Source organism: Amycolatopsis sp. NPDC088138, assembly GCF_044741685.1.
Taxonomy (GTDB): Bacteria; Actinomycetota; Actinomycetes; order Mycobacteriales; family Pseudonocardiaceae; genus Amycolatopsis.
Genome location: NZ_JBIUTB010000006.1, coordinates 478,811 through 502,060, shown reverse-complemented (window position 1 = coordinate 502,060; position 23,250 = coordinate 478,811). Strand labels below are relative to the sequence as shown.

Here is a 23,250-nt window from a genome sequence, read left to right as displayed (position 1 = left end):
CGCAGGAAACCCCTTCGCGGTCAGTTCTTGGCGTACGCGGCGGCCAGCTGGCCCACGATCACGGCGAACGGCATGTCGAGGGCCGCGTAGACGTCACCGGCGAGCGGATCGGCGTTGTCGGCCAGGATCTCCACCATCGCGGTCGAGTAGTCGATGGGGATGACGCCGGCCTGCTGCATCCGGAGCAGGCCCGCTTCCCGCTTGGCCTGCCAGAACGTGCCGGAGGCGTCGATCGCGGCGTAGGCGTCGAACCCTTCGGCCGTCGCGGCCATCGCCGGGAACGCCAGGCACACCTCCGTCGAGATCCCGGTGACGATCAGCTTCTTCCGCCCGGTGGCGCGGATCGCGCCGGCGACGCGCTCGTCGTCCCAGGCGTTGACGCTCGAGCGGTCGATCACCTCGAGGCCCGCGGGCAGCACCTCGGCCAGCTCGGGGATCAGCGGGCCCCACATGCTGTCGGCCGCGGTCGTCGTGACGACCACCGGCAGCCCGAGGATCCGCGCGGCCTTCGCCAGCGCGACGACGTTGTGCTTCAGCTCGCCGACCGGGATGTCCCGGACGCCGCTGTAGAGGCCGACCTGGTGGTCGACCAGCAGCAACGCCGCGTTGTCGCGGGTCAGCCGTTCGGTGAACTTGTTCGCGGACATGGTCGCTCCTCGGGTCGCGGGCCTGACTTAGTCAAGATTAATGACTATCAGGACTCTTGACCACTTTTCGCGGTGAGACCCGGGTCACCGCGGCAGGCGCAGCCCCGCGACGAGGATCCCGGCCAGGCGGCGCGCGTCGTAACCGTCGTCGCTGTCCGCGCCGATGCAGAGGTTCCCGACGCCGCGCATCAACTGGATGGCCGCCAGGTCGGCGCGCACCTCGCCCGCCGCGACCGCGGCGTCGAGCAGCTGGGTGCACACCGGCACGAGCCGGTCGAGGAAGTACGCGTGCAGCGACTCGAACCCGGCGTTGTCGGACTGCATCGCCCCCGCCAGGCCGTGCTTGGTGACCAGGAAGCCGACGAACAGGTCGATCCACCGCCCCAGCGCGGCGTGCGGACTCTCACTGCTTTCGAGCAGCGCCGGACCGGCCTCGGCACACGCTTCGACCTGGTGCCGGTAGACGGCGATGATCAGGTCCGCCCGGGTCGGGAAGTGGCGGTAGATCGTGCCCATCCCGACGCCGGCCTTGGCGGCGATGTCGCGGACCGGCGCGTCCACGCCCGAGGCGACGAAGACCGCCGCGGCCGCGTCGAGCAGCGTCTCCTTGTTGCGCCGCGCGTCCGCCCGCTTCGGCCGCGCAGCCCCTTCGTCCACCACGACGTCTCCCGTCCTTGCTAAACGGAACAATGCTCCGTATCGTTAGCGGAGCAACGTTCCGTTTGACCATGATGCCATGGAGGACCAGTCTCATGCAGTACCGCACGTTGGGCCGCACCGGTGTGCAGGTCAGTTCCCTCGCGCTCGGCGCGATGAACTTCGGCGCCATCGGGCGCACCACCCAGGACGAGGCCACCGCCATCGTCGACGCCGCCCTCGAAGCCGGGATCAACCTCGTCGACACCGCCGACATGTACGGCGACGGCGAGTCGGAGGTGATGGTGGGCAAGGCCATCGCCGGGCGCCGCGACGACCTCGTGCTCGCCACCAAGGCGACCATGCCGATCGGCGAGGAGCGCAACCACCGCGGCAGCTCTCGCCGCTGGCTGGTCTCCGAGCTGGACAACAGCCTGCGCCGGCTGGACGTCGACCACGTCGACCTCTACCAGATGCACCGCTGGGACCCGGCCACCAGCGACGAGGAAACGCTTTCCGCGCTGACCGACCTGCAGCGCGCGGGCAAGATCCGCTCCTTCGGCTCGTCGACCTTCCCGGCCTACCGGATCGTGCAGGCGCAGTGGGCCGCCCGCGAGCACCACCTGAGCCGGTACGTCACCGAGCAGCCCAGCTATTCGATCCTGCAGCGCGGCATCGAGACCCACGTGCTGCCGGTGACCGAGGAGTACGTCCTCGGCGTGCTGGCGTGGAGCCCGCTCGCGTCCGGCTGGCTCTCCGGCGCGGTTCGCGCGGGCCGCGAGATCACCACCAGCCGGTCGCAGGTCCTGCCGCAGCGCTTCGACCTCGCCCGGCCCGCCAACCAGGCGCGGCTGGACGCCGTCGAGCGGCTGGTGAAGGTCGCCGACGCGGCCGGGCTGACGCTGATCCAGCTCGCGCTCGGGTTCGTCACCGCGCACCGCGCCGTGACCAGCGCGATCATCGGCCCGCGCACGCTCGAGCACCTGCACTCGCAGCTCGCCGCCGCCGACACGGTCCTGCCCGCCGACGTCCTCGACGAGATCGACACGATCGTCGCGCCGGGCGTCGACCTGGCCGCCGACGAGAAGTTCGACACCCCGCCCGCCCTGCTCGACCCGACCCTGAGGCGCCGCTGACATGCCCACTCCGCGATTCGGCATCATGACCGCGCCTTCGCAGGTCTCCTACGACGACATCCTGCGCGTCTGGCGCGAGGCGGACACGATCCCCGAGATCGAGCACGCCTGGCTGTTCGACCACCTCATGCCGATCTTCGGCGACCCGGACGGGCCGATCTTCGAGGGCTGGACGCTGCTTTCGGCGCTGGCCGCGCAGACGTCCCGGCTTCGGCTCGGCCTGCTGGTGACCAGCAACCGCTTCCGGCCGCCGGCGATGCTGGCCAAGATCGCCACGACCGTCGACGTCGTTTCGGGTGGCCGCCTCGACTTCGGCATCGGCGTCGGCTCGCGGCCCAGCCACCCGCTGGCCCGGCGCGAGTACGCCGCCCACGGCCTGCCGTTCCAGGAGACCGCGGACGCCGTCGCGAGCTTCGCCGAAGCCTGCACGGTGATCAAGCGGCTGTGGACCGAGGACAAGCCGTTCGACTTCGACGGCGTCCACCACCGGCTCACCGGCGCGTTCGGCAACCCCAAACCGGTGCAGCGGCCGCACCCGCCGATCGTCATCGGCGGGCGCGCGGCCGCGACGCTGCGGGTGGTCGCCGAGCACGCCGACGTGTGGAACATCCCGGGCGGCGACCTCGAGGACGTCGTCAGCCGCAGTGCCCTGCTGGACCGCTACTGCGGCGAGATCGGCCGCGACCCCGCGTCGATCACCCGCTCGATCCACCTGCCGGTGTCCTACGACGACCCCGGCGCCACCCGCGGCGCGATCCGCGAAGCCCTCGACGCGGGCTTCGGGCACTTCGTCCTCAGCGTGGCGTCGCCGTACCCGGACGGCGTCGCGAAGTGGGTGGCCGACGAGCTGATCAGGCCTGTGACGTCGGCCGGATGACGAGCTCGTTGACGTCGACGTCCGGCGGCTGCGCCACGGCGTAGGCGATGGCGGCCGCGGGGATCGCGAGCAGCCCGGACGCGGCGCGGGCCGCGGACCGGGCGGCCTGATCGCGAACTTGGTCGCGCTGTAGACCGCGGCGGTGGGATCCACCCGCAGGCCCGAGGTGGACGCGACGGTGACGACGTGCCCGGACCCCTGCGCCCGCATGACGGGCGGCACGGCCGCGAGACCGTGCAGCGGCCCGCGCAGGTTGACGTCGATCATCCGGTTCCAGTCGTCGACCCGCAGGGCGTCCAGCCGGGACAGCGGCATCACCCCGGCGTTGCTGACGAGCACGTCGATTCGGCCGTGGGTGCGGTGCGCCGCCTCGGCGAAGGCCCGCACGCTCTCGAGGCTCGTCACGTCGAGCTCGTGCCATTCGGCGTTCGCGCCGATCTTGTCCACCAGGCGGGCGGAACCGCGGGGGGGGGGGGGGGGGGGGGGGGGGGGGGGCCCCCGGCCCCCCCCCCCCCCTGCCGCGTTCCCCCTTGCCGCCGCAGACTGGCGGCATGACCACGCCCCGCCAGGTCCGTACCTGGGTCGAGAAGTACGTGCACGCCTGGGAAACCGCGGCGGGCCCGGACATCCGGGCCCTGTTCACCCCGGACGCCGAGTACCACGAACAGCCCTACGAGACCGCCTGGATCGGCCGCGACGCGATCGTCGAGGGCTGGCTCGGCCGGCAGCACTGGCAGGAAGGCGGCTGGACGTTCGGCTGGACGCTGCTCACGACCACCGGGGACACCGCCGCGATCCGGGGCACCGGCACCTACACCGAGCTCGGCACCTTCGAAAACCTCTGGGTGCTCACCCTGACGCCGAAGGGGCGCTGCCGGATGTTCCGGATGTGGAACAACGAGGCCTGAGGCCTCAGACCGCCTGCAGCTCCCGCAGCAACGCCACCGCCGCCGCGCTCGGCGTTCCCGGTGCCGGAGTGCCGACCAGCAGCTGCTGGCCGGGGGCGTCGCGGACGTCGAACGTCTGGTACGTCAGCTCGATCCGGCCGGCCCGCGGGTGCACGAACACCTTGTACGCCCGGGAAAGCCCGCCGACCGCGTGGTCGTCCCACAACGCGCGGAACTCCGCCGACGACCGGAACTGCTCGACCACCTCCCGGATCCCCGCGTGGTCCGGGTACTGCCCCGCGTTCAGGCGCAGCGCGCGCACCGAAGCGCCCGCGACGACCGGCCACTCCGCGAAGACCTCGCGGGCCCGCGGGTGCCCGAACAGGATCCGGACCATGTTGCGCTCGCCGCCGAACGGGGCGAGCAGCGCCGCCGCGACCGGGTTCTCGGCCAGCACGTCGAACGCCGGGCCCAGCACGTAGGCCGCGGCGGCCGGGAACGCGCCGAGCAGCTCCAGCAGCGCGGGGTGCACGACGTCGCGGGCGCGCCCGGCCGGCCGGATCCCGGCCAGCCGGGCGAGGTGCGCGAGGCCGTCGTCGTCCAGTCGCAGCGCCCGGCCGAGGGCGAAGACCACCTGCGCCGACGGGTTCCGCTCGCGGCCCTGCTCGAGGCGGGTGTAGTAGTCCGCGCTCACCCCGGCGAGCACGGCCACCTCCTCGCGGCGCAACCCCGCGACCCGACGGCTCCCGGCCGCCGGGAGCCCCGCGGCCTCCGGCGTCACGTGCCCGCGCGCGGCGCGCAGGAACCCTCCCAGTTCGGTGTCCGGCATGACGCCAGGCTAGTTCGTCAGTCCTCCTTCTTCAGTCCTTCGGGACGAAGTCGGCGAACATGCCGGCCTCGTAGGACCCCGCCGGGGTGCGCGCGATGACGTTCATCCGGTTGGCCGCGTTGATCAGGCCGACCAGGCAGACCAGGGCGCCGAGCTGGTCGTCGTCGAAGTGCTTGCGCGCCTGGGCCCACGTCTCGTCGGACACGCCCTGGTGCGCGTCGGCGAGGCGGGTGCCCTCCTCGGTCAGGGCCAGCGCGGCCCGCTCGGCGTCGGTGAACACGGTGGCCTCGCGCCAGGCCGCGACCAGGTTGAGCCGGACCGCGGTCTCGCCGTCGGCCGTGGCGTCCTTCGTGTGCATGTCGGTGCAGAAGCCGCAGCCGTTGATCTGGCTGGCGCGGATCTTGACCAGCTCCTGGACGACCTTGGGCAGCGGCGACTGGTCGATCATCAGGCTGACCCCGGCGAACCGCTTGCCGAAGCGGGCGGCGAACTCGTTGTCCAGCATGCTGAATCGAGCTTCCATGACTGTGCCTCATCTCGTGGTGCGTGCGTTGACGACCACCAGATGCCGGTACCCCGCCCGGTTGTGACAGTGACCCACGCCACAGCGCCCGTCTGTCACAGAACGGCGGCGGCCGGTATCTGATGGGGGACGCAGCCGGATCCGGAGGGGGACCACCATGACGGGGAGCACGAGCGGGACCGACGCCACCGAGGTGTTCCTCGCCCACCGGAACCTGCTGTTCACCGTGGCCTACGAGATGCTCGGCTCGGCCGCCGACGCGGAGGACGTCCTGCAGGAGACGTGGCTGAAGTGGGTGGGCGTCGACCTCGCCACCGTGCAGTCCCACCGCGCCTACCTGGTGCGGATCACCACCCGCCAGGCCCTGCAGCGGCTGCGGACGCTCGGGCGGCGCAAGGAGTCCTACGTCGGTTCGTGGCTGCCCGAGCCGCTGCTGACCACGCCCGACGTCGCCGAGGACGTCGAGCTGGCCGACCACGTCTCGATGGCGATGCTGCTGGTGCTGGAAACGCTCACGCCGACCGAGCGCGCGGTGTTCGTGCTGCGCGAGGTGTTCGACCTGCCCTACGACGAGATCGCCGACGCCGTCGGCAAGAGCGGCGCGGCGGTCCGCCAGATCGCGCACCGGGCGCGGTCGCACGTCGCGGCGCGCCGCCCGCGCGAAACGGTCTCCCAGGCCACCGCGCGGGACACGCTCGCGGCGTTCCAGCGCGCGATCGAAACCGGTGACCTGCAGGGGCTGCTCGACCTGCTCGCCCCGGACGTCGTGCTCGTGGGTGACGGCGGCGGCGTCAAGCAGGCCGTGCTGCGGCCGGTCGTGGGTGCCGACAAGGTGGGCCGGGTGCTGTTCGGGGGGCTGGACCGGGTCGACGGGCAGGCGGTGCTGCGGCCGGCGCAGGTCAACGGCCACCCGGCGATGGTCCTGTCCATCGACGGCGAGCTCGACACGGTGGTGGCGCTGCGCGTCGAGGGCGGTCTCGTCACCGGGGTCTACGCGGTGCGCAACCCGGCGAAGCTGTCGGGGATGGCGGAGGAGACCACGCTCCGCCGCTGACCGTGGTCACCCGTTCGTGGCGGGCGGGGTCCGGCGACACTGGACGTTCCTCGCCTCTTTCGAAAGGGATCGCCTTGATGGCCCAGACCGCGACCGGCCGGCAGCGTGTGCACGAGTTCCTCACCGGGCGCGGCTGGCGCCTCGACGCGGACGCCGCCGATCCGGACGCCGGCTGGGAGTACCCCGGCAGCTTCGGCGGCGCGCGGTGCAACCCCGTCGCCGACGCGACCCCGGTCCCGTTGCAGGCCTACTTCAGCTTCGGCGACGACGGCGCGGAGATCTTCTGCGTCGTCCCGGCGGGCAACCTCCACGGCAGCGGCTGCGCCGAGCACGACACGGCCGAGCAGGTCGTCCCCGTCGACGGCTTCGCCTCCCTGCTCGACGACCTGGAGTCGCGCGCCGCGGCCCACGACCTCAGGGCGCTGATCGAGTGCCGGTACTTCGGGCCCTGCTGAGCTCGGCCCGGGACAGCGGCAGCCGGACGGCGGGCGGCAGCGGCGCGCGGACCGGCTCCGCCCGGAACGACTGGATCATCAGGGCGGCGAACCGGCGTGACGCCGCCACGCGCAGCTCGGGCGAGTCGGCGCGGATGCCCTCGTTCGCCATCAGCGCCAGGCTGATGTCCTCGACCACGAAGTCGTCGCGCAGTGCGCCGGCTTCCTTGGCTCGCCGCACCAGCCTGAGCAGCAGCCGCAGGGTTCGATCACGGTCCGCGGCGAACTCGGCGATGTCGGGCAGTCGTGAGGTGAACGCGCGGGCGAAGCCGCGGTCGAGGGCGTGCACCTCCATGAGCCGCTCGATCACCAGGCAGAACCCGCGCCACGGGTCGTCAGCCGCGAGGCCCTCTTCGACGACCACCCGGCACGAGGCCAGCTGCTCGGCGAAAGCCTCCGCGAGCAGGGCTTCCTTCGTCCGGAAGTGCCGGTAGACGGTCGCGACGCCGACCTCGGCGCGCCGCGCGATCTCACGGATCGGCACGTCGAGGCCGTCGGCGGCGAAGGCCGCGCGGGCGACCTCGAGGATGCGCCCGCGGTTGTCGCGGGCGTCCGAGCGCAGGGGTGCTCTCACTTGAGCCGTCACCCCTCTCACTTTAGCCAACCGGACGGGGTGCTCCGTTACGTTCGGTCACATGAGAGCAGTCCAGTTTTCCTCCTACGGTCCGTCCAGCGTGGTGGAGGTCGCCGACGTGCCGGCGCCGCACGCCGGACCGGGCGAGATCCGTGTCACCGTAAGGACTTCCGCGGTTTCGCCCGGTGAGATCCGCCTTCGCTCGGGCGAGCTGCGGGACGCCGTGCCCGTGACGTTCCCGTTCCGCACCGGGTTCGACGCCGCGGGCGTGGTCGACGAGATCGGCGCCGGCGTCACGGACGTCGCGGTCGGCGATGCGGTGTTCGGCACGGCCCCCGCGGCGACGCGCGGCGCCAACGCCGATTTCGCGGTCCTGGCAGCGTGGGCACGGAAGCCTTCGGCGTGGAGCTGGGCGGAGGCGGGCGGCGCGGCGGGAGCGGCCGAGACGGCCACCCGCGTCCTCGACCGGCTCGAGGTCGGCGCCGGGCAGACGGTGCTGGTGCAGGGCGCGGCGGGCGGGACGGGCACGGCCGTCGTCCAGTTCGCGGCCGCGCGCGGCGCGCGGGTGATCGGCACGGCCAGCGCGGGAAACCACGAGTTCCTGCGTTCGCTGGGCGCGGAGCCGACGACGTACGGACCCGGGCTGGTGGAGCGGGTGCGTGTGTTGGCACCGTCCGGAGTGGACGCGGTGGTCGACTGCGCAGGCGGCGCTCTGCCGGATCTCGTGGCGGTAGCGGGTGATCCGGCGCGGGTGGTGACGCTGGCCGACTTCACCGCGGCGGCCCACGGCGTGCACTTCTCCCACGGCGCACCGGGAACTCCGGGTGCGGATCCGTTGGCGCTGCACGGTCTTGCGATCGCGGTCACCCTCGCCGACGAGGGCCGGCTGCGGATCCCGGTGGCGGCGACGTTCCCGCTGGACGAGGTCGCGGCCGCACACGAACTCATGGAGAGCCGGCACGCTCGAGGGAAGATCGTGCTGCTGCACTGATCAAGCGCCCCGATGTGGCCTTCGGTGCGCGAGACGCACCCAAGGTGGCCTTCGGTGCGTCAGACACAACCAAAGCCGCCTTGAGGCGCGGTGCCGGACCGGCCGCCGGCAACCTCGGGCGCTCGGCAGGAGCGGGCGGGCATCGGCAAAACCCGAATCTCCGGCGAACCGGCACCCCAAGGTGGCCTTCGGTGCGCGAGACGCACCCAAAGCGGCCTTCGGTGCTCCAGACACAACCAAAGCCGCCTTGGGGCGCGGTGCCGGACCGGCCGCCGACAACCTCGGGCGCTCGGCAGAGGCGGGCGGGCACCGGCAAAACTCCGGATCTCCGGCGAACCGGCGCCCCAAGGTGGCCTTCGGTGCGCGAGACGCACCCAAGGCGGCCTTCGGTGCGTCAGACGCAACCAAGGCCGCCTTGGGGCGCTCGGGGCCGGGCTAGCCGGTCACCAGGTCGAAGTCCGCGCGCCCCGCGCGGACTCCGTTGATCTGCAGCTCCACCGCGTGCGGCCCGGGGTGGTAGCGGCGGGTCGTGATCACCCGGAACGAGTGTTCGCGGGCCAGCTCGTAGGTCTCCCCCGGTGGTACGAGCTGGGTGGTCAGCTTGAACGTCTTGGTCGTCGAGGTGCCGTTCGCCTTGCGGTGGTGGACCACGTAGTCGATCGCCAGGCGGGCCGGTTCCGGTTCCAGGTTGCGGACCGAGGCCGTGAACGCCAGCGATTCGCCGATCACCACCGTGTCCGACACCAGCAGCGGGCCGGTCACGTCGACGCGGGCCGGGGCGAACCCCAGCAGGCCCAGCGCGCCCGGGTGGCCCTGCTTGACCAGCGTGCGCAGGGCGTGGCGGACCAAGCGGGTCGTGGCCGCCGCATCCGGGCCGGGTTCGGCCAGCCACGCGGACGCCGTCTCGACGACCAGGTCCGGCTCGCGGCGGCTCAGGTCGTTGAGGTGGTTGGCGACCGAGCGGCGGACGTACTCGCTCTCGTCCCGGTACAGCGCGTCGAGAACGGGCAGGGTCGCTTTCGGCGACGCGAGGACGCCTGGCACCCGCACGGCCCACGGCAGCATCGGGCGGGTGCCCTCGGACGCGAGGCGGCGCACGTCGGGGCTGTCCGACGCCGTCCAGCCCTGGATCACGCCCAGCGCTCGGTCCAGATCGTGGTTCAGCAGGACGCGCAGGGCGAACTCGGCCGTCAGCCGGGGCGTCAGCTCCGCCAAGAGCGCGAGGGCGTCGTCGAACGCGCCCGAACTACCGTCGCCCACCGCCTTGACCGCGATCGCGCTGGTGACCGGCCAGATCAGCCAGCCGGTGAACGACGGCGACTCCTCAGCCGCGGTCCGCACCACCGCCGCCAGCGACGCGTAGTCGCCCGGCAGGTCCGCGAGCAGCGCGTCACGCAGGAGGTCGCTGCGTTCGCGCAGGGACAGCGGGCCGAGCGCGCCCTCGGCCGCGCGCAACCCGGTCAGCCGCGCCTTCGGTGCGGCGACGCGCAGGCCCGCGATCAGGGCGCGGGCCGCGGGGGTGCCGATCAGTTCGTCGGCGAAGGGCATGGGGTCCTCCGGTCTGGATGTTCGGTCGGCTCGACCGTACGCACCACCACCGACAAAAACCGTGCTGGTCATTCCGGGCCCGGTAGACAAGGATCGGCGGATGCCCGATTTCAAGGGGTTCGCCCTGATCGCCCGAGTCGGGCTGGCCTGTTACGCCGTGGTGCACCTCGTCGTGGCCTGGCTGGCCGCCCAGGTCGCCTTGGGCGACAACGAAAAAGCCGACAAGGCCGGCGCGCTCCAGCTCGTCGCCGAAGGCGGTGGCGTCTGGCTGTTGTGGCTGGTCACGGCCGGCACCGGAGTGCTCGCCATCTGGCAGCTGACCGAGGCAATCGCCGGCCACCGGCACGTCAAGGGCCGCCGGCGGGTGCTGCGGCGGGTGACCAGCGGGATCGAGGTCGCGCTGTACGCCCTCGTCGCCTACAGCGCGGGCAAGACCGCCGTCGGGGCCCCGAGCAAGGGCAAGTCCCTGGTCGCCGGCCTGCTCGCCCAGCCGTGGGGCGCGGTCGTCGTGGTCGCGGCCGGGATCGGCGTGCTCGGCGTCGCGGCCTTCCTCATCCACCGCGGCCTGCGTAAGACGTTCCTGCACGACCTCGAGTTCGGCGGCGCCACCCGGACCGTCCGGCGGTCGGCCGAGCGCCTCGGCCAGGTGGGCTGGTGCGCCGTCGCGGTGGCCTACGCCGTCGTGGGCGTGATGTTCGTGCTGGCCGCCGTGAACTACGACCCGGCCAAGGCCGCCGGCCTCGATCCCGCGTTGAAGACGCTCGCCGTCCAGCCGTACGGGCAGCCGCTGCTGCTCGTCCTCGCCGCGGGCATCGCCGTGTTCGGCGTGTTCGCGCTCTTCGACGCGCGGTTCCGCAAGATCTGAGCTTCAGAACCCGGGGTGCTGCTGCTTGTTCACCACCCGCAGCACGAGCCACTGGTCGAACCAGGCCCCGGCCGTGGTCAGCACCAGCATGACGAGCCCGATGATCAGGTGCGTGTAGCTGTGCAACGGCGCGACGTGGTCGGTCAGCGCGGCCAGGCCGAACTGCAGCCCCAGCCGCACCGCGAACAGCACGGCGACCAGGCCGAGGGCCTGCTTGCTGCGCCACACGGCCCGCAGGTACTGCCGGCGCTGGGAAAGCAGCGTGAACCACAGGACGAGGTGCACCGCGACCAGCGCCAGCGGCAGGTACGCCACCCAGGAATAGCGGTCAGCGAACTGAGTGCTCAGGTCGTTGCTGGCCACGAGCAGGCCGACCAGCACGAAGTACCAGCCGGGCAGGCCGGTGATCTTCCCGTTCACCGGCCGCGGGCCGGGCACGAAAGCGGTCTCCTGCATCGGAATCCCTCCGTCTCGTTTCGTCTTCCGTCCCGAGTCTGGCCAGGCGCGGCGCGGAAGCGATCAACCGGCGGTACGAAATCGCCGGCGCCGTCTCGTACCCAGGGATGAGATGGCGCCGGTGACGCGGCACGACGCCGCCGCGTGGGGCACCATCGGCCCATGACCTCCGCGCGACCGGTGCTCGTCCTGCCGGGCCGCCGCGGCCCGCTCGTGGCCGAGGCGGCCGTCCTCGGCGCGCTGGTGCTGCTCGACATGACCCTCGCCATCCGCGCCGGACCGGCCCAGGGCAACCTCGCCACGCTCACCCTCGAGTTCGCCCCCGGGCTCGGCCCGGTCGTCGCGCTGCTGGCCGTGCTGCGCCGCCGGTTTCCCGACCACACCGCGGCGCTCGCGGCCGCGGTGTCCGGGCTTTCCCTGCTGGGCACGGCGATCACGGCGGTGATCGGGGCGGCGGGCCAGCGCCTGCCGCCGTTGCCCAGCGGGGCCGAAGCGCTCGCCATCGCGCTGCTGGTCGGCGCCTGCTGCCACCGGCTCGCCCCGCGGCCCGCAGCCGCCCTCGCAATCCTCGGCGGCGCGGCCACCACCCTCGCCCCGATCCTGCGCTACGGCGCCGGCACCCCGGCCGCGCTCTTCGCCGCCGTGGCCGCGCTGCTGTGGGGCGGCGCGCTCGCCGTCGGGCTGGTCCTGCGCGACGCCGAGGCCCGCAACCGCGCCGACGTCCTCGAAATCCGCACCACCGAACGGCTTCGGCTCGCCCGGGAGCTGCACGACCTCGTCGCGCACCAGATCACCGGCATCGTCGTGCGCGTGCAGGCCGCGCACCGCGTCGCCGAACGCACCGACGGCGACACCGCGACGTTCGCCGAGCTCGAAACCGCCGGTGCGGCGGCGCTTTCCGCGATGCGCCGGCTCGTCGGCGCGCTGCGGACCGACGGCGAGGACCTCTTCGTCCCGCCCGCCGACCTCGCCACCGCCGTCGACCGCGCGGTGCCCGACGACACCCGCATCCACCTCGACGTCAGCGACGACCTCGCGGTCCTCCCGGTGACGCCCGAGGTCGTGACGACCACGCACCGGCTGCTCACCGAATCACTCACCAACGTGCGACGGCACGCGCCCGACGCCGCCGAGGTCCGGGTGCTCGTGCGCCACGAACCCCGCGGTGAGCTGCGGGTCGAGGTGGTCAACGACGGCGCCGCCCGGCCCGCCCGCCGCGGCGGCTACGGCCTGCTCGGGATGGCCGAGCGGGTGGCGGCGGTGGGCGGTACGGTGCACGCGGGCCCGGTGGAGGGGCAGCGCTGGCGGGTGGCCGCGCGGCTGCCGCTGGGGCCCGGCTGAGGAGGGAACGGTTGCCCACGCGAGTGTTGATCGCCGACGACCAGGCGATGGTCCGCGCGGGGTTCCGGCTGATCCTCGAAGGCGAACCGGACATCGAGGTCGTCGGCGAAGCGGCCGACGGCGAGCAGGCCGTGCGCGCGGCCCGGGAGCTGCGCCCGGACGTGACGCTGATGGACATCCGGATGCCCGGCGTGGACGGGCTGCGGGCCACCGAGCTGCTCGCCGGCCCGGACGTGCCGGACCCGCTGCACGTCGTGATGGTCACGACGTTCGGCCTCGACGAGAACGTCCACGCGGCCCTGCGCGCCGGCGCCTGCGGCTTCCTGCTCAAGGACGCCGGGCCGAGCCTGCTCATCGAGGCGGTGCACGCGGCCGCCCACGGCGAGGCGCTCGTGTCTCCGGCGATCACGACCCGGCTGCTGGCGCACTACGCGCACCGAGATCCCCGGCGCGCCACCGCACCGGAGAACCCGTTGACCCCGCGCGAGCTCGACGTCGTCCGAGCGATCGCCCGCGGCGCGACGAACGACGAGATCTGCCGCTCACTCGTGGTGTCGCTGCCCACCGTCAAGACGCACATCGGCGCGGCCAAGCGCAAGCTCGGGGCCCGCAACCGCACCGAGATAGCCATCTGGGCCTGGGAAAGCGGCCTCGTCCGCTGACTTCGCCCGCTTGGGCACCCGGACGACGACGGTGCGCGCCACGACGTCCCCGAACCGCTGGCGCCGCCGCGTGCACAGCATCACGACGACCCCGGCGATCCCCCACGCGAAACCGTCGATGAGCATCAGCAGCTGGCGCACGAAGAACAGCCGGAACGGCGGGTGCGAGCCGTCGAGCATGACGACGCGCAGCCGCAGCCACCGCATCGCCGGCGTCTGGCCGCCGTGCCGGTAGGGCCACCACGTCGTGACGAACCACAGGCCCAGGAAGTCCAGCACCATCATGGTGATGAAGACGACCTTGAGGAACGTCACCAGCGCCACCAGCCCGCTCGGGTGGAACAGCACCACCACCAGCACGGCGAGCAGCAGCATCGGCACGAAGACGAGCATCTCGTCCAGGAAGAACTGGACGAGCCTGCGCCCGACGACGCCGGGCCCGATGCGGCCCTCGGGCGGGGAACCGGTCATGGCCCTATGATCTCCGCCCCGGGGTCGGGGCGCGCGTTGAGCCTCTCTTTGTCCCTTGTGGACAGTTCGGCGAGCAGTGCCCGGATCGCCGGGCTGGCGTCCGCGCTGCGGCGCCACACGGCGTGGACCTCGCGTTTCGGTGGCCGCCGCAGGGATCGCGAGACGAGTCCGCCGCCCAGCGGCGGGCGGGCCAGCCGGGGAACCAGCGCGAGGACGTCCCCCGCGGCGACGAGTGCCAGCTGGGTGGCGAAATCGTCGACGAGGTGCCGCACGTCGGGTTCGTCGGGTACGAGCCGCCGGAACCACTGGTGGCACACCGTGCCGGGCGGGCTGGTCACCCACGCGTGCCCGGCGAGATCACCCTCGTCGAGGGGCTCGCCGCGCTCGGCGAGCGGGTGCGCCCGGCTCAGCACGACGTCGCCGACGTCGGTGTGCAGGTGTCGCCGGGTCAGGGACGGGCGCAGCGGGACCGGCAGGCCGTCGGCGTCGTGGACCAGGGCGACGTCGGCGGTGCCGGCGTCGACGCTGTGCAGCGCCTCGTCGGGGTCCTGCTCGGTGATCCGGACGCGCAGGTCGGGGCAGCGCGCCGCGAGCCCCGCCAGGGTGGGCGCGAGCAGCCCGCGGATGCCGGTCGAGAAGGCCACGACGTGGAGTGTGCCGCGCGGCGCGCCCGCCGAGACCGACTGGGCGGCTTCGGCGCAGCGCTCCAGGGCCTGGAACACCTCGGGCGCCGCGTCGACGAGGGCCCGCCCGGCCGGGGTGAGCACGACCCCGCGGCCGGCCGGCGCGAGCACGGCCACGCCGAGCTGCCGTTCCAGCCGCTTGAGCTGCTGCGACACCGCCGAGGCCGTGAACCCGAGCTCGTCGGCCGCCCGCACCAGCGTCCCGAGCGCCGCCACGGACCGGAGCGCACGCAGGGCATCGACGTCGATCATGAAGCCAAGCTACTCAATACTGGCGAAATAGCATCGCTGGACCGTGGTAGTCGAGCGCGGGAGAGTCGGCGCCATGACGCCTTTCGGCACCAACCTCGTCGCCATGGTGACCCCGATGAACCCCGGCGGCGCGATCGGCGACCCCGGGCTCGCGAGCCTGGTCGACCACCTGCTGGCCACCGGCTGCGACGGCCTGGTCGTCGGCGGGACGACCGGCGAATCCCCCACGCTGACCGACGCCGAGTCGGCCCGGCTCGTCCGCGCCGTGGCCGCGCGGGCGGCGGGCCGGGCGCGGGTGACCGCCGGGATCGGCACCTACGACACGGCCACGAGCGTCCGCCGCGCCCGCGAAGCCGAGGCCGCGGGCGCCGACGCGCTGCTGCTCGTCTGCCCGTACTACTCGCGGCCCACCCAGGCCGGGGTGGTGGCCCACTGCGTCGCGGTCGCCGACGCGACCTCGCTGCCGGTGATGCTCTACGACGTCCCCGCGCGCACCGGCGTCACTTTCGAGGTCCCGACCCTGCTGGAGCTGGCCGGTCACCCGCGCATCCAGGCGGTCAAGGACGCCAAGGGCGACCTGTTCGAGGCGATGACGGTCCTGGCCCGCACATCGCTGGCCTACTACTGCGGCATCGACGAGCTGAACCTGCCCTACCTCGCGGCCGGCGCGACGGGCTTGGTCAGCGTGGTGGGCAACGTCTTCGCCGACCGCAACGCGGCCCTGATCCACGCGGTCCGCGGCGGCGATCTGGGCACGGCGAGGGCGATCCAGGCGTCGCTGCTCCCGGTGGCCGAGGCGATCATGCGGACGTCCCAGGGGGCGATCATGGCGAAGGCGGCGTTGGCACAGCGGGGAATCATCCCCCACGCGACGGTGCGGCTGCCGCTGCTGGAGTCACCGCCACACCACCTCCAACGGCTGCGGGAGGTCCTAGCCGACGGGGACGCCGGCGGCCACCTTGCCGAGGTCGGTCCAGCCGCCGTGGCCGTCGCCGCCCTGCCATGAATAGACCGTCGCCGCGTTGGTCGACGGGTCGGTCAGGGTGTAGTCGGCGGTGCCGCCGCCGGTGAAGTCGGCGGTGCCGCCGCCGGTGAAGTCGGCGAACGCGACGCGGTCGGCCGTCGTGGTCAGGCCGGTGGCGACCTGGCCGTACTGCCACCAGCCGCCGCGGCCGTCGCCGCCGCGGTTCAGGTACAGGGTGACCGCGCCGGAATCGGCGATCGCCGCGTAGTCGGCCGCGCCGTCGCCGTCGAAGTCGGCGAACCGGACGCGCGCCGGGTCGGTCGTCGTCCCGGTCGCGACCTGGCCCAGGCCGAGCCAGCCGCCGCGGCCGTCTCCCCCGCGGTTCAGGTAGACGGAAACCGCGCCAGTGCTCGCGATCGTCAGGTAGTCCGTCCGCCCGTCGCCGTCGAAATCCGCGAACCGGACGCGCGCCGGGTCCGTGGTCGTGCCCGTCGCCACCTGGCCGAGGTTCAGCCAGCCGCCGCGGCCGTCACCGCCGCGGTTCAGGAACACCGACACCGCACCGGTGCTCGCGATCGTCAGGTAGTCCGCTCGGCCGTCACCGTCGAAATCCGCGAGCCGCGCCCGTGCCGGATCCGTGGTCGTGCCGGTCGCCACCTGGCCCAGCACCGACCAGCCACCACGGCCGTCACCACCCCGGTTCACGTACGCCGACACCGCACCGGTGCTCGCGATCGTCAGGTAGTCCGCCCGGCCGTCACCGTCGAAGTCCGCCCAGCGCACCTTTCCCGAACCGGCTTCCGAAGCCGCGCCGAGCGTGGGGTGCGTCGCGATCCAGCCGTCGGTGTAGGCCTGGTCCAGCGGCCCGTACAGGGCTTGGGCCATCCGCTGGTACCCGGCGTCGTCCGGGTGTAAGCCGTCGGCCATCTCGGCGGAGGTCAGCGCCGGCGGGTCGACGTAGCGGAACCGGTGTCCCGCCTGCTGTTCACTCGCCTGCATGGCCTTCACCTGGCTGTTGAACGACGCGGTCGCGCTCTCCAGCCCGGGAGTGGTCGGGATGAGTCCCAGGAACAGCAGCGCGACTCCGGGCCGGTCCGCGAAGATCCGGTCCACGAGCGTCCGCAACCGTTGCGGCGCATGGGCGACGTCGACGCCGCGGTTGAGGTCGTTGATCCCGACGTGCAGCAGCACCACGTCGGGCCGGGCGAACGCGGCCCAGCCGTCGATCCCGGCGGTGAGCTGGTCGATCGTGTACCCGCTGTGGCCCTCGTTGGCGGGCCCCGGCAGGCTTCCCGACGCCTGCGTCCCGACGAACCGCGCCGAATACCGCGACTGCGCGTCCAGCATCCGCGACAGCGGCGCCCGGTACGACGACGTCGTGGCGCTGCCGACGCCCCAGGTGATCGAGTCGCCGAGCGGCATGATCCGGACGGCGGGCCCGAGCGCCGCGGCGGACGCCGCCGGCACCACGACGACGCTGAACGCCAACAAGGCGGTGACGACGAAAAGGCGGCGCATCAAGGGAAACCTCCGGAAGCCGGGTGCACCGTCCATTCAGGACGCCGCGTTGACCATGTCGAGCGCGCTCTGCTGGCGGGCGGCGTCGATCTTGTCGAGCGGGCCGGCCCAGCGCAGGCCGTACTGGTCGAGCGCGTTGCGGTCCGCCGAGTACGCCCGATCGGCCTGGCGGCGCAGGTACGTCGTGTACGGGTGGTCGCTCAGCGCCGCGTTGAGCGCGGCCAGGCCGCGGACGTCGGCGCCCTTGAAGGACGGGCCGTCGCCGCCGCAGTCGCCGCCCTCGCACGGGTCGCGCAGGATGCCGTCGGAGGTGTTGAGCGACGACGAGTTCACGTTGGCGTCGCCCAGCCGTCGTGCCGTCGTCAGCAGCCCGGCGTCGCCGGTCGCGCGGTTCAGCTCGGTCAGCGCGTTGATCAGCACGCCCTGGTTGTACGACCAGACCGTGCTGCCGTTGTTGCGGCACGTGCCCAGGTCGACGCCGTCGTTGACCAGGGACGAGCCGTTCACCATGCCGGTGCCCTGGAACCAGGTCCAGCCGCTCTTCGCGCGGTTCAGGTAGACGCTGTCGCCGCCGATCCGGTTGTGCAGCGCCGCGCTGAGCTGGATGTAGAGGGAGTTGGCGATCGCGTTCTTGTACGTCCGCGCGGTGCTCCACCAGACCCCGCCGCCGCACGTGCCGTCCCAGTAGGAGGCCATGTGGTCGGCGTCGGCGCGGGCGGTGTTCAGGTAGCGGCTGTCGCCGGTGACGTCGTAGGCCAGCACCCAGGCGAGGCCCCACCAGCCGGTGTCGTCGATGTAGTCGTTGCGGAACTGCCCCAGCGCGCCGCCCAAGTTCTTGTCATAGGTCCGCGCGATCGCGTAGCGGTAGCTGGGCATCCCGGTGACCTGGACGTTGCGGATCACCGCGGTGAGCGCGTTCGCCGAGTTCCACCAGCCGGTGGTGTCGAACAAGCCCGTGGAGTTGTTGTAGAACATCATCTGCGCGGTGGCCGCGGCCGTCCGCCGCTCCCCGGCGTTCCAGGTCGTGCGGGCCCACGCCGTGCAGGCGATGTCCGCCCGGTCCACGGCTTTCCCGCACGCCCGCAGCGCGCCGACGCCGGTGTTGTTCCAGTCGTCCACGTTGTACATCAGGGTGCGCCAGCCGCGGTTGTTCGCGGGGACGGCGGTGGCGCCGAGCCTGCTGCCCGAGGCCCACGACCGGCCGCCGTCGAAGGAACGGTCGAGCCACACCTCGTCACCCGGGCTGCCGTTGTCGATCGTGGCCCAGCCCATCGCGTCGCTGTCGTCGAAGTGCAGCGCGATCGTGCGCGAGAACAGCGTCGAGGACACGGGTCGGCGGTCGCCGGGCGAGCTCGCCGGATCGGCGGCGTCGCAGTACTTGTTGCAGATGGTGGCGAGCACCGAGGCCGGGGTCGCGGTGGGGGTCGCACTGGGGGTCGCGGTCGGCGGGGCCACGAGTGCCGCGGCGGTGAGCACGACGGAAAACCAGATTCCGGGCATGACGAACTCCTCGCTGAACACGAGATCCGCGTGAAGATCACTGGGGGCAGGGAGAACCCGCCCGGGCCCGGCGGTGAACCGGTTTCAGGTTGAGCCCCGAACCGGTCGGCTGTCAACGATTGTCCGGTTTTTGGTCCAGACAAATTGCGGGCCGGTTATCCTGGGGCATGACCAGGTACGGCATCGACGCCCTGACCGCACTGCGCCTGGCCGAGGGCCAGGTGGTGGTGGCGCCCGAGCACCGGCTCGTCGCCCCGAACGTGCTGCGGTCGCACGCGATGGAGCACCTTTACCAGAGCGTCCGGCGCGGCGAGCGGACGGACGAGGAAGGCCTCGTCCTGCTGGAGCGCTTGGCGGGCCTCAAGATTCGCCTGCTCGGCGACCGCGTGTCGCGCTCGACGGCGTGGAAGATCGCGGTGCGGCTGGACTGGCCCGACGTCGGGATGGCCGAGTACCTCGCCGTCGCCAAGCTGCAGGCCGACCGGTTCGTCACCCTCGACCCCGCGCTCGCCGCGGTGGCGGACGAGTTCGTCCCCACCGCGGCGATCACGGAGCTGCTCAGCTGAACCGGGGGGGCTCAGCCGGTCGTCGAGATGTCGTCCAGCTGCTCGGCCGCCGGCCGGACCGGGTAGAGGTCGCCGCCCGGCGGTGCCGGGACCTTCGGGAGTGCCGCGCGGGCCTGCCGGTCACCGGCGTCCGCGGCGGCGTGCACGCTGTCCAGCGCCGCGTACTGGGTGAAGTTCAGGTCCGGGTAGTGCCACTGCGACGCGCCGCCGGTGGCCGCCGGGAGCAGGAAGTCGACGGCCTTGAAGATGCTGCCGCCCTGCGGGTTCCGGTAGCCCCACAGGTCAACGCCGGCGTGGCGGCCGATCTGCGCGAGCCGGGTCAGCGCGACCAGGTTGAACGTCGAGTAGTGGAACGTGCGGGTGCGCGCCACCTCTTCCGGCTGGCTGCCGTCCGCGGCGATCTGGTGGTCGATCCGGCCCGCCTTGGCCTTCTGGAGGATGTCCTTGGTGACGGCGTCCTGCCCGGTGTAGAGCGCGATCCCGGCGGTCAGCATGTCCATGAACGTGCCGTGGTTGTTCTGGGCCGCGGCCTCGTCCTTGCCGTACTGGCTGGTCCGCAGCCAGGTCAGGAACTCGCCCGACCAGCCCTTGAACGCGCCTTCGTCGGCCTTCGACCAGCCCGGTGCGCCGGTGCTCAGGATCGCGGCGGCGTCGAGCACCTGGGTGAAGGTGTAGGAGAACTCGATGATGCCGATCCCGCGCCCGTCGTTCTTGCACGGGATGCCCTGCGCGAAGTTCAGGTTCGGGTTCATCTTGGTCGCGGCGTCGAGGAACCAGGTGCGCAGGTCGAGCGCCGCGCGCCGCGCGTAGTCGGCCTTGCCGGTGTAGTACCAGGCCAGCGAGAGCTGGTAGATCGAGCTGAACGCCTTGAGCCGCTCGGCCTTGTCCGACACCGCGGTGGTCTCGGGGTTGAGGACGCCGTCGCGCTGGACGTACGGGCAGCCGAGCGGGTTCGCGTCGGTCTTCGGCTGGCTGGGCCACCAGTACGGCGCGAGGCTCAGGTAGTCGTGCTTGTCCCCGCTGGGCGGCACCCGCTCCTTGTCGGCGACGGTCCACGGGCCGTCCTTGACGGCGACGTCGGCCTGCTTGATCAGGTTCCCGAGCGATGTCTTCACGGTCCGGTCCCCGACGAGCAGCGCGAGCTTGTTCAGCAGCAGGCGGTTCCCGTCGAGCACGACGGTCTTCGGCGGGCAGAGCCGTTCGATCCCGGGTAGCGAGCACACGCTGCCGCTGTCCTGGGCCGGCGCCGCGGACGCGATCCCGGACAGCGGCAGGGTGAGGGTCGCCGTCACCAAGGTCAGGACACCGAGACGGCGGAAGGTTCTGAGTGGCGACACTGCTACTCCGTTCATGTACATGAACACAAAACATAAATGTGACGCTTGATTGGATACCTGAACGTCGTCGGTTCCACAAGGGTCCCCGTGCCAGGGTGTGGCTGGGGACGTCCGGAGCGCCGAGACTGGAGCCATGGACGGACGACGGCAGCTCGGTGAGTTCCTGCGGACCCGGCGCTCGCAGGTGAGCCCCGAGGCCGCCGGGCTCACCCCGTACGGGGACCGGCGGCGGGTGCCGGGCCTGCGGCGCGAGGAGCTCGCGCTGCTGGCGGGCGTCAGCGCGTCGTACTACGCGCGGCTGGAGCAGGGTTACTCACTCAACGCCTCGGCCGAGGTGCTCGACGCGCTCGCGGGAGCGCTCGGGCTGGACGACGACGAACGCCGTCACCTGCACAACCTGGCCGCTCCTCGCCGCGGGCCCGGACGCCGCCGGGTAGCGCCCGAACGGCTGTCGCCCGCGACGCGGCAGCTGGTGGCCGCGCTCGGGGACGTCCCGGTCGTCGTGCTCGGCCGGCGTGGCGACGTCCTCGCCTGGAACCGCACGGGCCACGCGCTCCACGCCGGGCACCTCGCGTTCGGCTCGCCCGGCGACAAAGCCGCCCGTCCCAACATGACGCGGCTGGTGTTCACCGACGCGCACACCCGCGAGCTGTACCCCGGCTGGGCGGCGAAGGCCCGCGACGTCGTCGGCAACCTGCGCTTGACGGCCGGGCAGCACCCCGACGACCCGCTGCTGGCGTCGTTGATCGGCGAACTCTCCATGAAGAGCCCGGAGTTCGCCGCGCTGTGGTCGGACCACCGCGTCCGCGCCTGCGACGTCGGGATCCACGAGATGCACCATCCGGTCGTGGGGGCCATGACGGTCACCCAGCAGACGTTGCACACCGAGCCGGGGCAGAAGGTCGTGGTCGCGACGGCGGAGCCGGATTCGGCCTCGGCGCACGCGTTGCTGCTGCTCGCCCGGCCGGCTTTGACCCTTTCGCCGATAACGAAGGAATCATGAAGAAGACGCTCTTGACCCTCACTGTTCTGGCGACTGTTTTCACCGCCACCCCGGCTTCCGCCGCGTCACGCACCGTCGTGCACTTCGACGTCGCCGCCGGGCAGCAGCCGGAGAACGTCGCCCTGGAACCCGACGGTTCCGCCGACGTCACCTTCGCCGGCGCGCGCCAGGTCGCCCGCGTGGACCGGGCGGGCCGGACCCGGATCCTGGCCACGCTGCCCGCACCTACCGGCGGCGGCGGCGCTCCGGCACTGGGGTTCCCGCTGACGACCGGCATCGTCCGGACGTCCGACGGCACCCTGTACGTCCTGTACGCGACCGGCACCGACGACCTGACCGGCCTGTGGCGGCTGCGGCCGGGCGGCACGCCGGTGCGGATCGCGGCCCTGCCGGGGACCGGGCTGCCGAACGGCCTGGCGTTCGACAGCCACCGGTTCTACGTCACCGATTCGGTGCTCGGTACCGTGTGGACGGTCCCTTTCGTTGGTGGTGCGGCGAAATCCTGGTCGACCGCGGCCGAGCTGGCCCCGGCCGGCTTCCTCGGCGCGAACGGCGCCAAGCTCCACGACGGCGCGCTGTGGGTGACCAACCTCGACCGCGGCACGGTGCTCCGCATCCCGATCCTCCCGGACGGCCGGGCGGGCGCGCCTCAGGTCAAAGCCACCGATCTTGCGGGGGTCGACGACTTCACGTTCACCGGCCGCGGCAACGAGATCCTCGCCGCGCTCGACAGCCCGAACAAGGTCGTCCGGATCGGCGCCGACGGAGTGGCGTCGACGATCCTGGACGCCGCGGACGGTTTGCAGAACCCGACGTCGATCGCGGTGCGGGGCAACGAGGTCTACGTGTTCAGCGCGGCTTACCTCACGCAGACCGACCCGAACCTGCTGCGGACGACGCTAGCCCGCTGCTGAGCGGCCCTGGTGTTCCCGGCCGTCGTCGAAGTACGCGTCCAGGTACTCCGACGGCGGCAGGGAACTGTCCCGCAGCAACGAGAACATCTCGGTACCCGGCCGGATCTCGCCCCGTTCCCGCAGCGCGCGCGTACGCCTAGGTAGGTCACGCCCGCGGCTTCGGCGTACTCGCGAGCTTCCCGCTCGGCCAGCTCGGTGGCGGCGTCGAGACTTCCGGCCCGCCACAAGGTGATCCGCTCCTCGAACGGCGTGCCACCGGCGCCGTCCCACCGGAAGACGCAGCGCACGGCGTACCACTCGTCGTCGGCCGGCATCCGCGGAAACTACCACCACCGCTTCAGCTCCGCGCTCCCGTTTCCGGCCGGACGAGCGGCGGGCCACACGCCGCGCCGCAACATCCTTTGCCGCGCACCCGAAGGCCGTCACCTCCGCGCTCACAATCCCCCGCCAGACAAGCAGCAGGCCTCACCGCACCCCGAGCACGACCCTGCTAGGCGATCGCCGCCATCGCCGACCGACGCG

The 23,250-nt window shown here is 72.4% G+C and carries 25 protein-coding genes and 1 pseudogene; 13 read left to right on the top strand and 13 right to left on the bottom strand.

Annotated elements, in window-relative coordinates; translation table 11 throughout:
- Window positions 1-20: 20 nt before the first annotated feature.
- Both ACIOD2_RS34200 and ACIOD2_RS34195 read right to left on the bottom strand, forming a co-directional pair.
- Complete coding sequence (locus ACIOD2_RS34200; protein WP_400547607.1) at window positions 21-647, bottom strand: isochorismatase family protein; 627 nt, start codon at window positions 645-647, stop codon at window positions 21-23.
- Between the two features lie 84 nt (window positions 648-731).
- Window positions 732-1,307, bottom strand: coding sequence for a TetR/AcrR family transcriptional regulator (locus ACIOD2_RS34195; protein WP_400547604.1), 576 nt, complete (start codon window positions 1,305-1,307; stop codon window positions 732-734).
- Window positions 1,308-1,399: 92 nt separating this feature from the next.
- Between ACIOD2_RS34195 and ACIOD2_RS34190 the strand changes: the two genes are divergently transcribed.
- Entirely contained in the window at window positions 1,400-2,419 is a 1,020-nt protein-coding gene (locus tag ACIOD2_RS34190) for an aldo/keto reductase (RefSeq protein WP_400547601.1), read from the top strand.
- A gap of 1 nt (window position 2,420) precedes the next feature.
- Entirely contained in the window at window positions 2,421-3,296 is an 876-nt protein-coding gene (locus tag ACIOD2_RS34185; RefSeq protein WP_400547598.1) for an LLM class flavin-dependent oxidoreductase, read from the top strand.
- A gap of 165 nt (window positions 3,297-3,461) precedes the next feature.
- Here ACIOD2_RS34185 and ACIOD2_RS34180 read toward each other — a convergent pair.
- Window positions 3,462-3,701: pseudogene (locus ACIOD2_RS34180) on the bottom strand (SDR family oxidoreductase); the annotation flags it as partial.
- Window positions 3,702-3,847: 146 nt separating this feature from the next.
- On the opposite strand from ACIOD2_RS34180, the gene ACIOD2_RS34175 reads away from it, so the two are divergent.
- On the top strand, window positions 3,848-4,204 hold the full coding sequence (locus ACIOD2_RS34175; protein WP_400547596.1) for a nuclear transport factor 2 family protein: 357 nt from the start codon (window positions 3,848-3,850) through the stop codon (window positions 4,202-4,204).
- A gap of 4 nt (window positions 4,205-4,208) precedes the next feature.
- On the opposite strand, the gene ACIOD2_RS34170 is transcribed toward ACIOD2_RS34175, so the two are convergent.
- Window positions 4,209-5,012: a helix-turn-helix domain-containing protein gene (locus ACIOD2_RS34170; protein WP_400547593.1), complete on the bottom strand. Its 804-nt coding sequence runs from the start codon at window positions 5,010-5,012 to the stop codon at window positions 4,209-4,211.
- A gap of 31 nt (window positions 5,013-5,043) precedes the next feature.
- Entirely contained in the window at window positions 5,044-5,535 is a 492-nt protein-coding gene (locus ACIOD2_RS34165; RefSeq protein WP_400547590.1) for a carboxymuconolactone decarboxylase family protein, read from the bottom strand.
- 157 nt (window positions 5,536-5,692) lie between these two features.
- Here ACIOD2_RS34165 and ACIOD2_RS34160 point away from each other — a divergent pair, with 157 nt between their 5' ends.
- The gene (locus ACIOD2_RS34160; RefSeq protein ID WP_400547587.1) at window positions 5,693-6,589 is read left to right on the top strand and encodes an RNA polymerase sigma-70 factor; all 897 of its coding nucleotides are present in this window, start codon (window positions 5,693-5,695) and stop codon (window positions 6,587-6,589) included.
- 77 nt (window positions 6,590-6,666) lie between these two features.
- Window positions 6,667-7,044 (top strand): hypothetical protein, encoded by a 378-nt coding sequence (locus tag ACIOD2_RS34155; protein ID WP_400547584.1) that lies wholly within the window; start codon window positions 6,667-6,669, stop codon window positions 7,042-7,044.
- Here ACIOD2_RS34155 and ACIOD2_RS34150 read toward each other — a convergent pair.
- A complete protein-coding gene (locus ACIOD2_RS34150; protein ID WP_400547581.1) occupies window positions 7,004-7,657 on the bottom strand; it encodes a TetR/AcrR family transcriptional regulator in 654 nt (217 codons plus the stop codon). The two genes, ACIOD2_RS34155 and ACIOD2_RS34150, sit on opposite strands and share 41 nt — an antisense overlap.
- Window positions 7,658-7,718: 61 nt before the next feature.
- On the opposite strand from ACIOD2_RS34150, the gene ACIOD2_RS34145 reads away from it, so the two are divergent.
- A complete protein-coding gene (locus tag ACIOD2_RS34145) occupies window positions 7,719-8,648 on the top strand; it encodes an NADP-dependent oxidoreductase (protein WP_400547578.1) in 930 nt (309 codons plus the stop codon).
- Window positions 8,649-9,083: 435 nt separating this feature from the next.
- Here the strand turns inward: ACIOD2_RS34145 and ACIOD2_RS34140 are convergent, their stop codons facing one another.
- Window positions 9,084-10,196: a DNA alkylation repair protein gene (locus ACIOD2_RS34140; RefSeq protein ID WP_400547575.1), complete on the bottom strand. Its 1,113-nt coding sequence runs from the start codon at window positions 10,194-10,196 to the stop codon at window positions 9,084-9,086.
- A 100-nt stretch (window positions 10,197-10,296) separates the two neighbouring features.
- On the opposite strand from ACIOD2_RS34140, the gene ACIOD2_RS34135 reads away from it, so the two are divergent.
- Entirely contained in the window at window positions 10,297-11,061 is a 765-nt protein-coding gene (locus tag ACIOD2_RS34135; RefSeq protein WP_400547572.1) for a DUF1206 domain-containing protein, read from the top strand.
- Between the two features lie 3 nt (window positions 11,062-11,064).
- On the opposite strand, the gene ACIOD2_RS34130 is transcribed toward ACIOD2_RS34135, so the two are convergent.
- Window positions 11,065-11,517 carry a hypothetical protein gene (locus ACIOD2_RS34130; protein ID WP_400547569.1) on the bottom strand — a complete coding sequence of 151 codons (453 nt, stop codon included), beginning with the start codon at window positions 11,515-11,517 and terminating at the stop codon, window positions 11,065-11,067.
- Between the two features lie 162 nt (window positions 11,518-11,679).
- On the opposite strand from ACIOD2_RS34130, the gene ACIOD2_RS34125 reads away from it, so the two are divergent.
- On the top strand, window positions 11,680-12,858 hold the full coding sequence (locus ACIOD2_RS34125) for a sensor histidine kinase (RefSeq protein ID WP_400547568.1): 1,179 nt from the start codon (window positions 11,680-11,682) through the stop codon (window positions 12,856-12,858).
- An 11-nt stretch (window positions 12,859-12,869) separates the two neighbouring features.
- Entirely contained in the window at window positions 12,870-13,520 is a 651-nt protein-coding gene (locus ACIOD2_RS34120; protein ID WP_400547565.1) for a response regulator, read from the top strand.
- Here ACIOD2_RS34120 and ACIOD2_RS34115 read toward each other — a convergent pair.
- Window positions 13,401-13,991, bottom strand: a complete 591-nt coding sequence (locus ACIOD2_RS34115) for an RDD family protein (RefSeq protein WP_400547562.1) — start codon at window positions 13,989-13,991, stop codon at window positions 13,401-13,403. The genes ACIOD2_RS34120 and ACIOD2_RS34115 overlap by 120 nt on opposite strands.
- Window positions 13,988-14,926: a LysR family transcriptional regulator gene (locus ACIOD2_RS34110; protein WP_400547559.1), complete on the bottom strand. Its 939-nt coding sequence runs from the start codon at window positions 14,924-14,926 to the stop codon at window positions 13,988-13,990. The genes ACIOD2_RS34115 and ACIOD2_RS34110 overlap by 4 nt, the downstream gene beginning before the upstream one ends.
- A gap of 73 nt (window positions 14,927-14,999) precedes the next feature.
- On the opposite strand from ACIOD2_RS34110, the gene dapA reads away from it, so the two are divergent.
- Window positions 15,000-15,932: a 4-hydroxy-tetrahydrodipicolinate synthase gene (dapA, locus tag ACIOD2_RS34105; protein WP_400547556.1), complete on the top strand. Its 933-nt coding sequence runs from the start codon at window positions 15,000-15,002 to the stop codon at window positions 15,930-15,932.
- Here the strand turns inward: dapA and ACIOD2_RS34100 are convergent.
- Entirely contained in the window at window positions 15,858-17,408 is a 1,551-nt protein-coding gene (locus ACIOD2_RS34100; RefSeq protein WP_400547553.1) for an FG-GAP-like repeat-containing protein, read from the bottom strand. The genes dapA and ACIOD2_RS34100 overlap by 75 nt on opposite strands.
- A gap of 36 nt (window positions 17,409-17,444) precedes the next feature.
- A complete protein-coding gene (locus tag ACIOD2_RS34095; protein WP_400548879.1) occupies window positions 17,445-18,899 on the bottom strand; it encodes a glycoside hydrolase family 76 protein in 1,455 nt (484 codons plus the stop codon).
- Between the two features lie 176 nt (window positions 18,900-19,075).
- Here ACIOD2_RS34095 and ACIOD2_RS34090 point away from each other — a divergent pair, with 176 nt between their 5' ends.
- Window positions 19,076-19,474, top strand: coding sequence for a hypothetical protein (locus ACIOD2_RS34090; RefSeq protein WP_400547550.1), 399 nt, complete (start codon window positions 19,076-19,078; stop codon window positions 19,472-19,474).
- A gap of 11 nt (window positions 19,475-19,485) precedes the next feature.
- Here the strand turns inward: ACIOD2_RS34090 and ACIOD2_RS34085 are convergent, their stop codons facing one another.
- Window positions 19,486-20,811 (bottom strand): alginate lyase family protein, encoded by a 1,326-nt coding sequence (locus tag ACIOD2_RS34085; protein ID WP_400547547.1) that lies wholly within the window; start codon window positions 20,809-20,811, stop codon window positions 19,486-19,488.
- 133 nt (window positions 20,812-20,944) lie between these two features.
- Between ACIOD2_RS34085 and ACIOD2_RS34080 the strand changes: the two genes are divergently transcribed.
- Window positions 20,945-21,814, top strand: coding sequence for a helix-turn-helix domain-containing protein (locus tag ACIOD2_RS34080; RefSeq protein WP_400547544.1), 870 nt, complete (start codon window positions 20,945-20,947; stop codon window positions 21,812-21,814).
- A complete protein-coding gene (locus ACIOD2_RS34075) occupies window positions 21,811-22,728 on the top strand; it encodes a hypothetical protein (RefSeq protein ID WP_400547541.1) in 918 nt (305 codons plus the stop codon). Before ACIOD2_RS34080 ends, ACIOD2_RS34075 begins: the two co-directional genes overlap by 4 nt.
- Window positions 22,729-23,250 lie beyond the last annotated feature (522 nt).

Excerpts from the sequence above, each read along its gene's own strand:
- ACIOD2_RS34130 (WP_400547569.1), bottom strand. The coding sequence starts at position 11,517 with ATGCAGGAGACCGCTTTCGTGCCCGGCCCGCGGCCGGTGAACGGGAAG.
- ACIOD2_RS34110 (WP_400547559.1), bottom strand. The coding sequence starts at position 14,926 with ATGATCGACGTCGATGCCCTGCGTGCGCTCCGGTCCGTGGCGGCGCTC.
- ACIOD2_RS34175 (WP_400547596.1), top strand. The coding sequence starts at position 3,848 with ATGACCACGCCCCGCCAGGTCCGTACCTGGGTCGAGAAGTACGTGCAC.
- ACIOD2_RS34125 (WP_400547568.1), top strand. The coding sequence starts at position 11,680 with ATGACCTCCGCGCGACCGGTGCTCGTCCTGCCGGGCCGCCGCGGCCCG.
- ACIOD2_RS34185 (WP_400547598.1), top strand. The coding sequence starts at position 2,421 with ATGCCCACTCCGCGATTCGGCATCATGACCGCGCCTTCGCAGGTCTCC.
- ACIOD2_RS34080 (WP_400547544.1), top strand. The coding sequence starts at position 20,945 with ATGGACGGACGACGGCAGCTCGGTGAGTTCCTGCGGACCCGGCGCTCG.
- ACIOD2_RS34145 (WP_400547578.1), top strand. The coding sequence starts at position 7,719 with ATGAGAGCAGTCCAGTTTTCCTCCTACGGTCCGTCCAGCGTGGTGGAG.
- ACIOD2_RS34155 (WP_400547584.1), top strand. The coding sequence starts at position 6,667 with ATGGCCCAGACCGCGACCGGCCGGCAGCGTGTGCACGAGTTCCTCACC.
- dapA (WP_400547556.1), top strand. The coding sequence starts at position 15,000 with ATGACGCCTTTCGGCACCAACCTCGTCGCCATGGTGACCCCGATGAAC.
- ACIOD2_RS34100 (WP_400547553.1), bottom strand. The coding sequence starts at position 17,408 with ATGCGCCGCCTTTTCGTCGTCACCGCCTTGTTGGCGTTCAGCGTCGTC.
- ACIOD2_RS34200 (WP_400547607.1), bottom strand. The coding sequence starts at position 647 with ATGTCCGCGAACAAGTTCACCGAACGGCTGACCCGCGACAACGCGGCG.
- ACIOD2_RS34140 (WP_400547575.1), bottom strand. The coding sequence starts at position 10,196 with ATGCCCTTCGCCGACGAACTGATCGGCACCCCCGCGGCCCGCGCCCTG.
- ACIOD2_RS34115 (WP_400547562.1), bottom strand. The coding sequence starts at position 13,991 with ATGACCGGTTCCCCGCCCGAGGGCCGCATCGGGCCCGGCGTCGTCGGG.
- ACIOD2_RS34165 (WP_400547590.1), bottom strand. The coding sequence starts at position 5,535 with ATGGAAGCTCGATTCAGCATGCTGGACAACGAGTTCGCCGCCCGCTTC.
- ACIOD2_RS34075 (WP_400547541.1), top strand. The coding sequence starts at position 21,811 with ATGAAGAAGACGCTCTTGACCCTCACTGTTCTGGCGACTGTTTTCACC.
- ACIOD2_RS34090 (WP_400547550.1), top strand. The coding sequence starts at position 19,076 with ATGACCAGGTACGGCATCGACGCCCTGACCGCACTGCGCCTGGCCGAG.
- ACIOD2_RS34160 (WP_400547587.1), top strand. The coding sequence starts at position 5,693 with ATGACGGGGAGCACGAGCGGGACCGACGCCACCGAGGTGTTCCTCGCC.
- ACIOD2_RS34190 (WP_400547601.1), top strand. The coding sequence starts at position 1,400 with ATGCAGTACCGCACGTTGGGCCGCACCGGTGTGCAGGTCAGTTCCCTC.
- ACIOD2_RS34135 (WP_400547572.1), top strand. The coding sequence starts at position 10,297 with ATGCCCGATTTCAAGGGGTTCGCCCTGATCGCCCGAGTCGGGCTGGCC.
- ACIOD2_RS34170 (WP_400547593.1), bottom strand. The coding sequence starts at position 5,012 with ATGCCGGACACCGAACTGGGAGGGTTCCTGCGCGCCGCGCGCGGGCAC.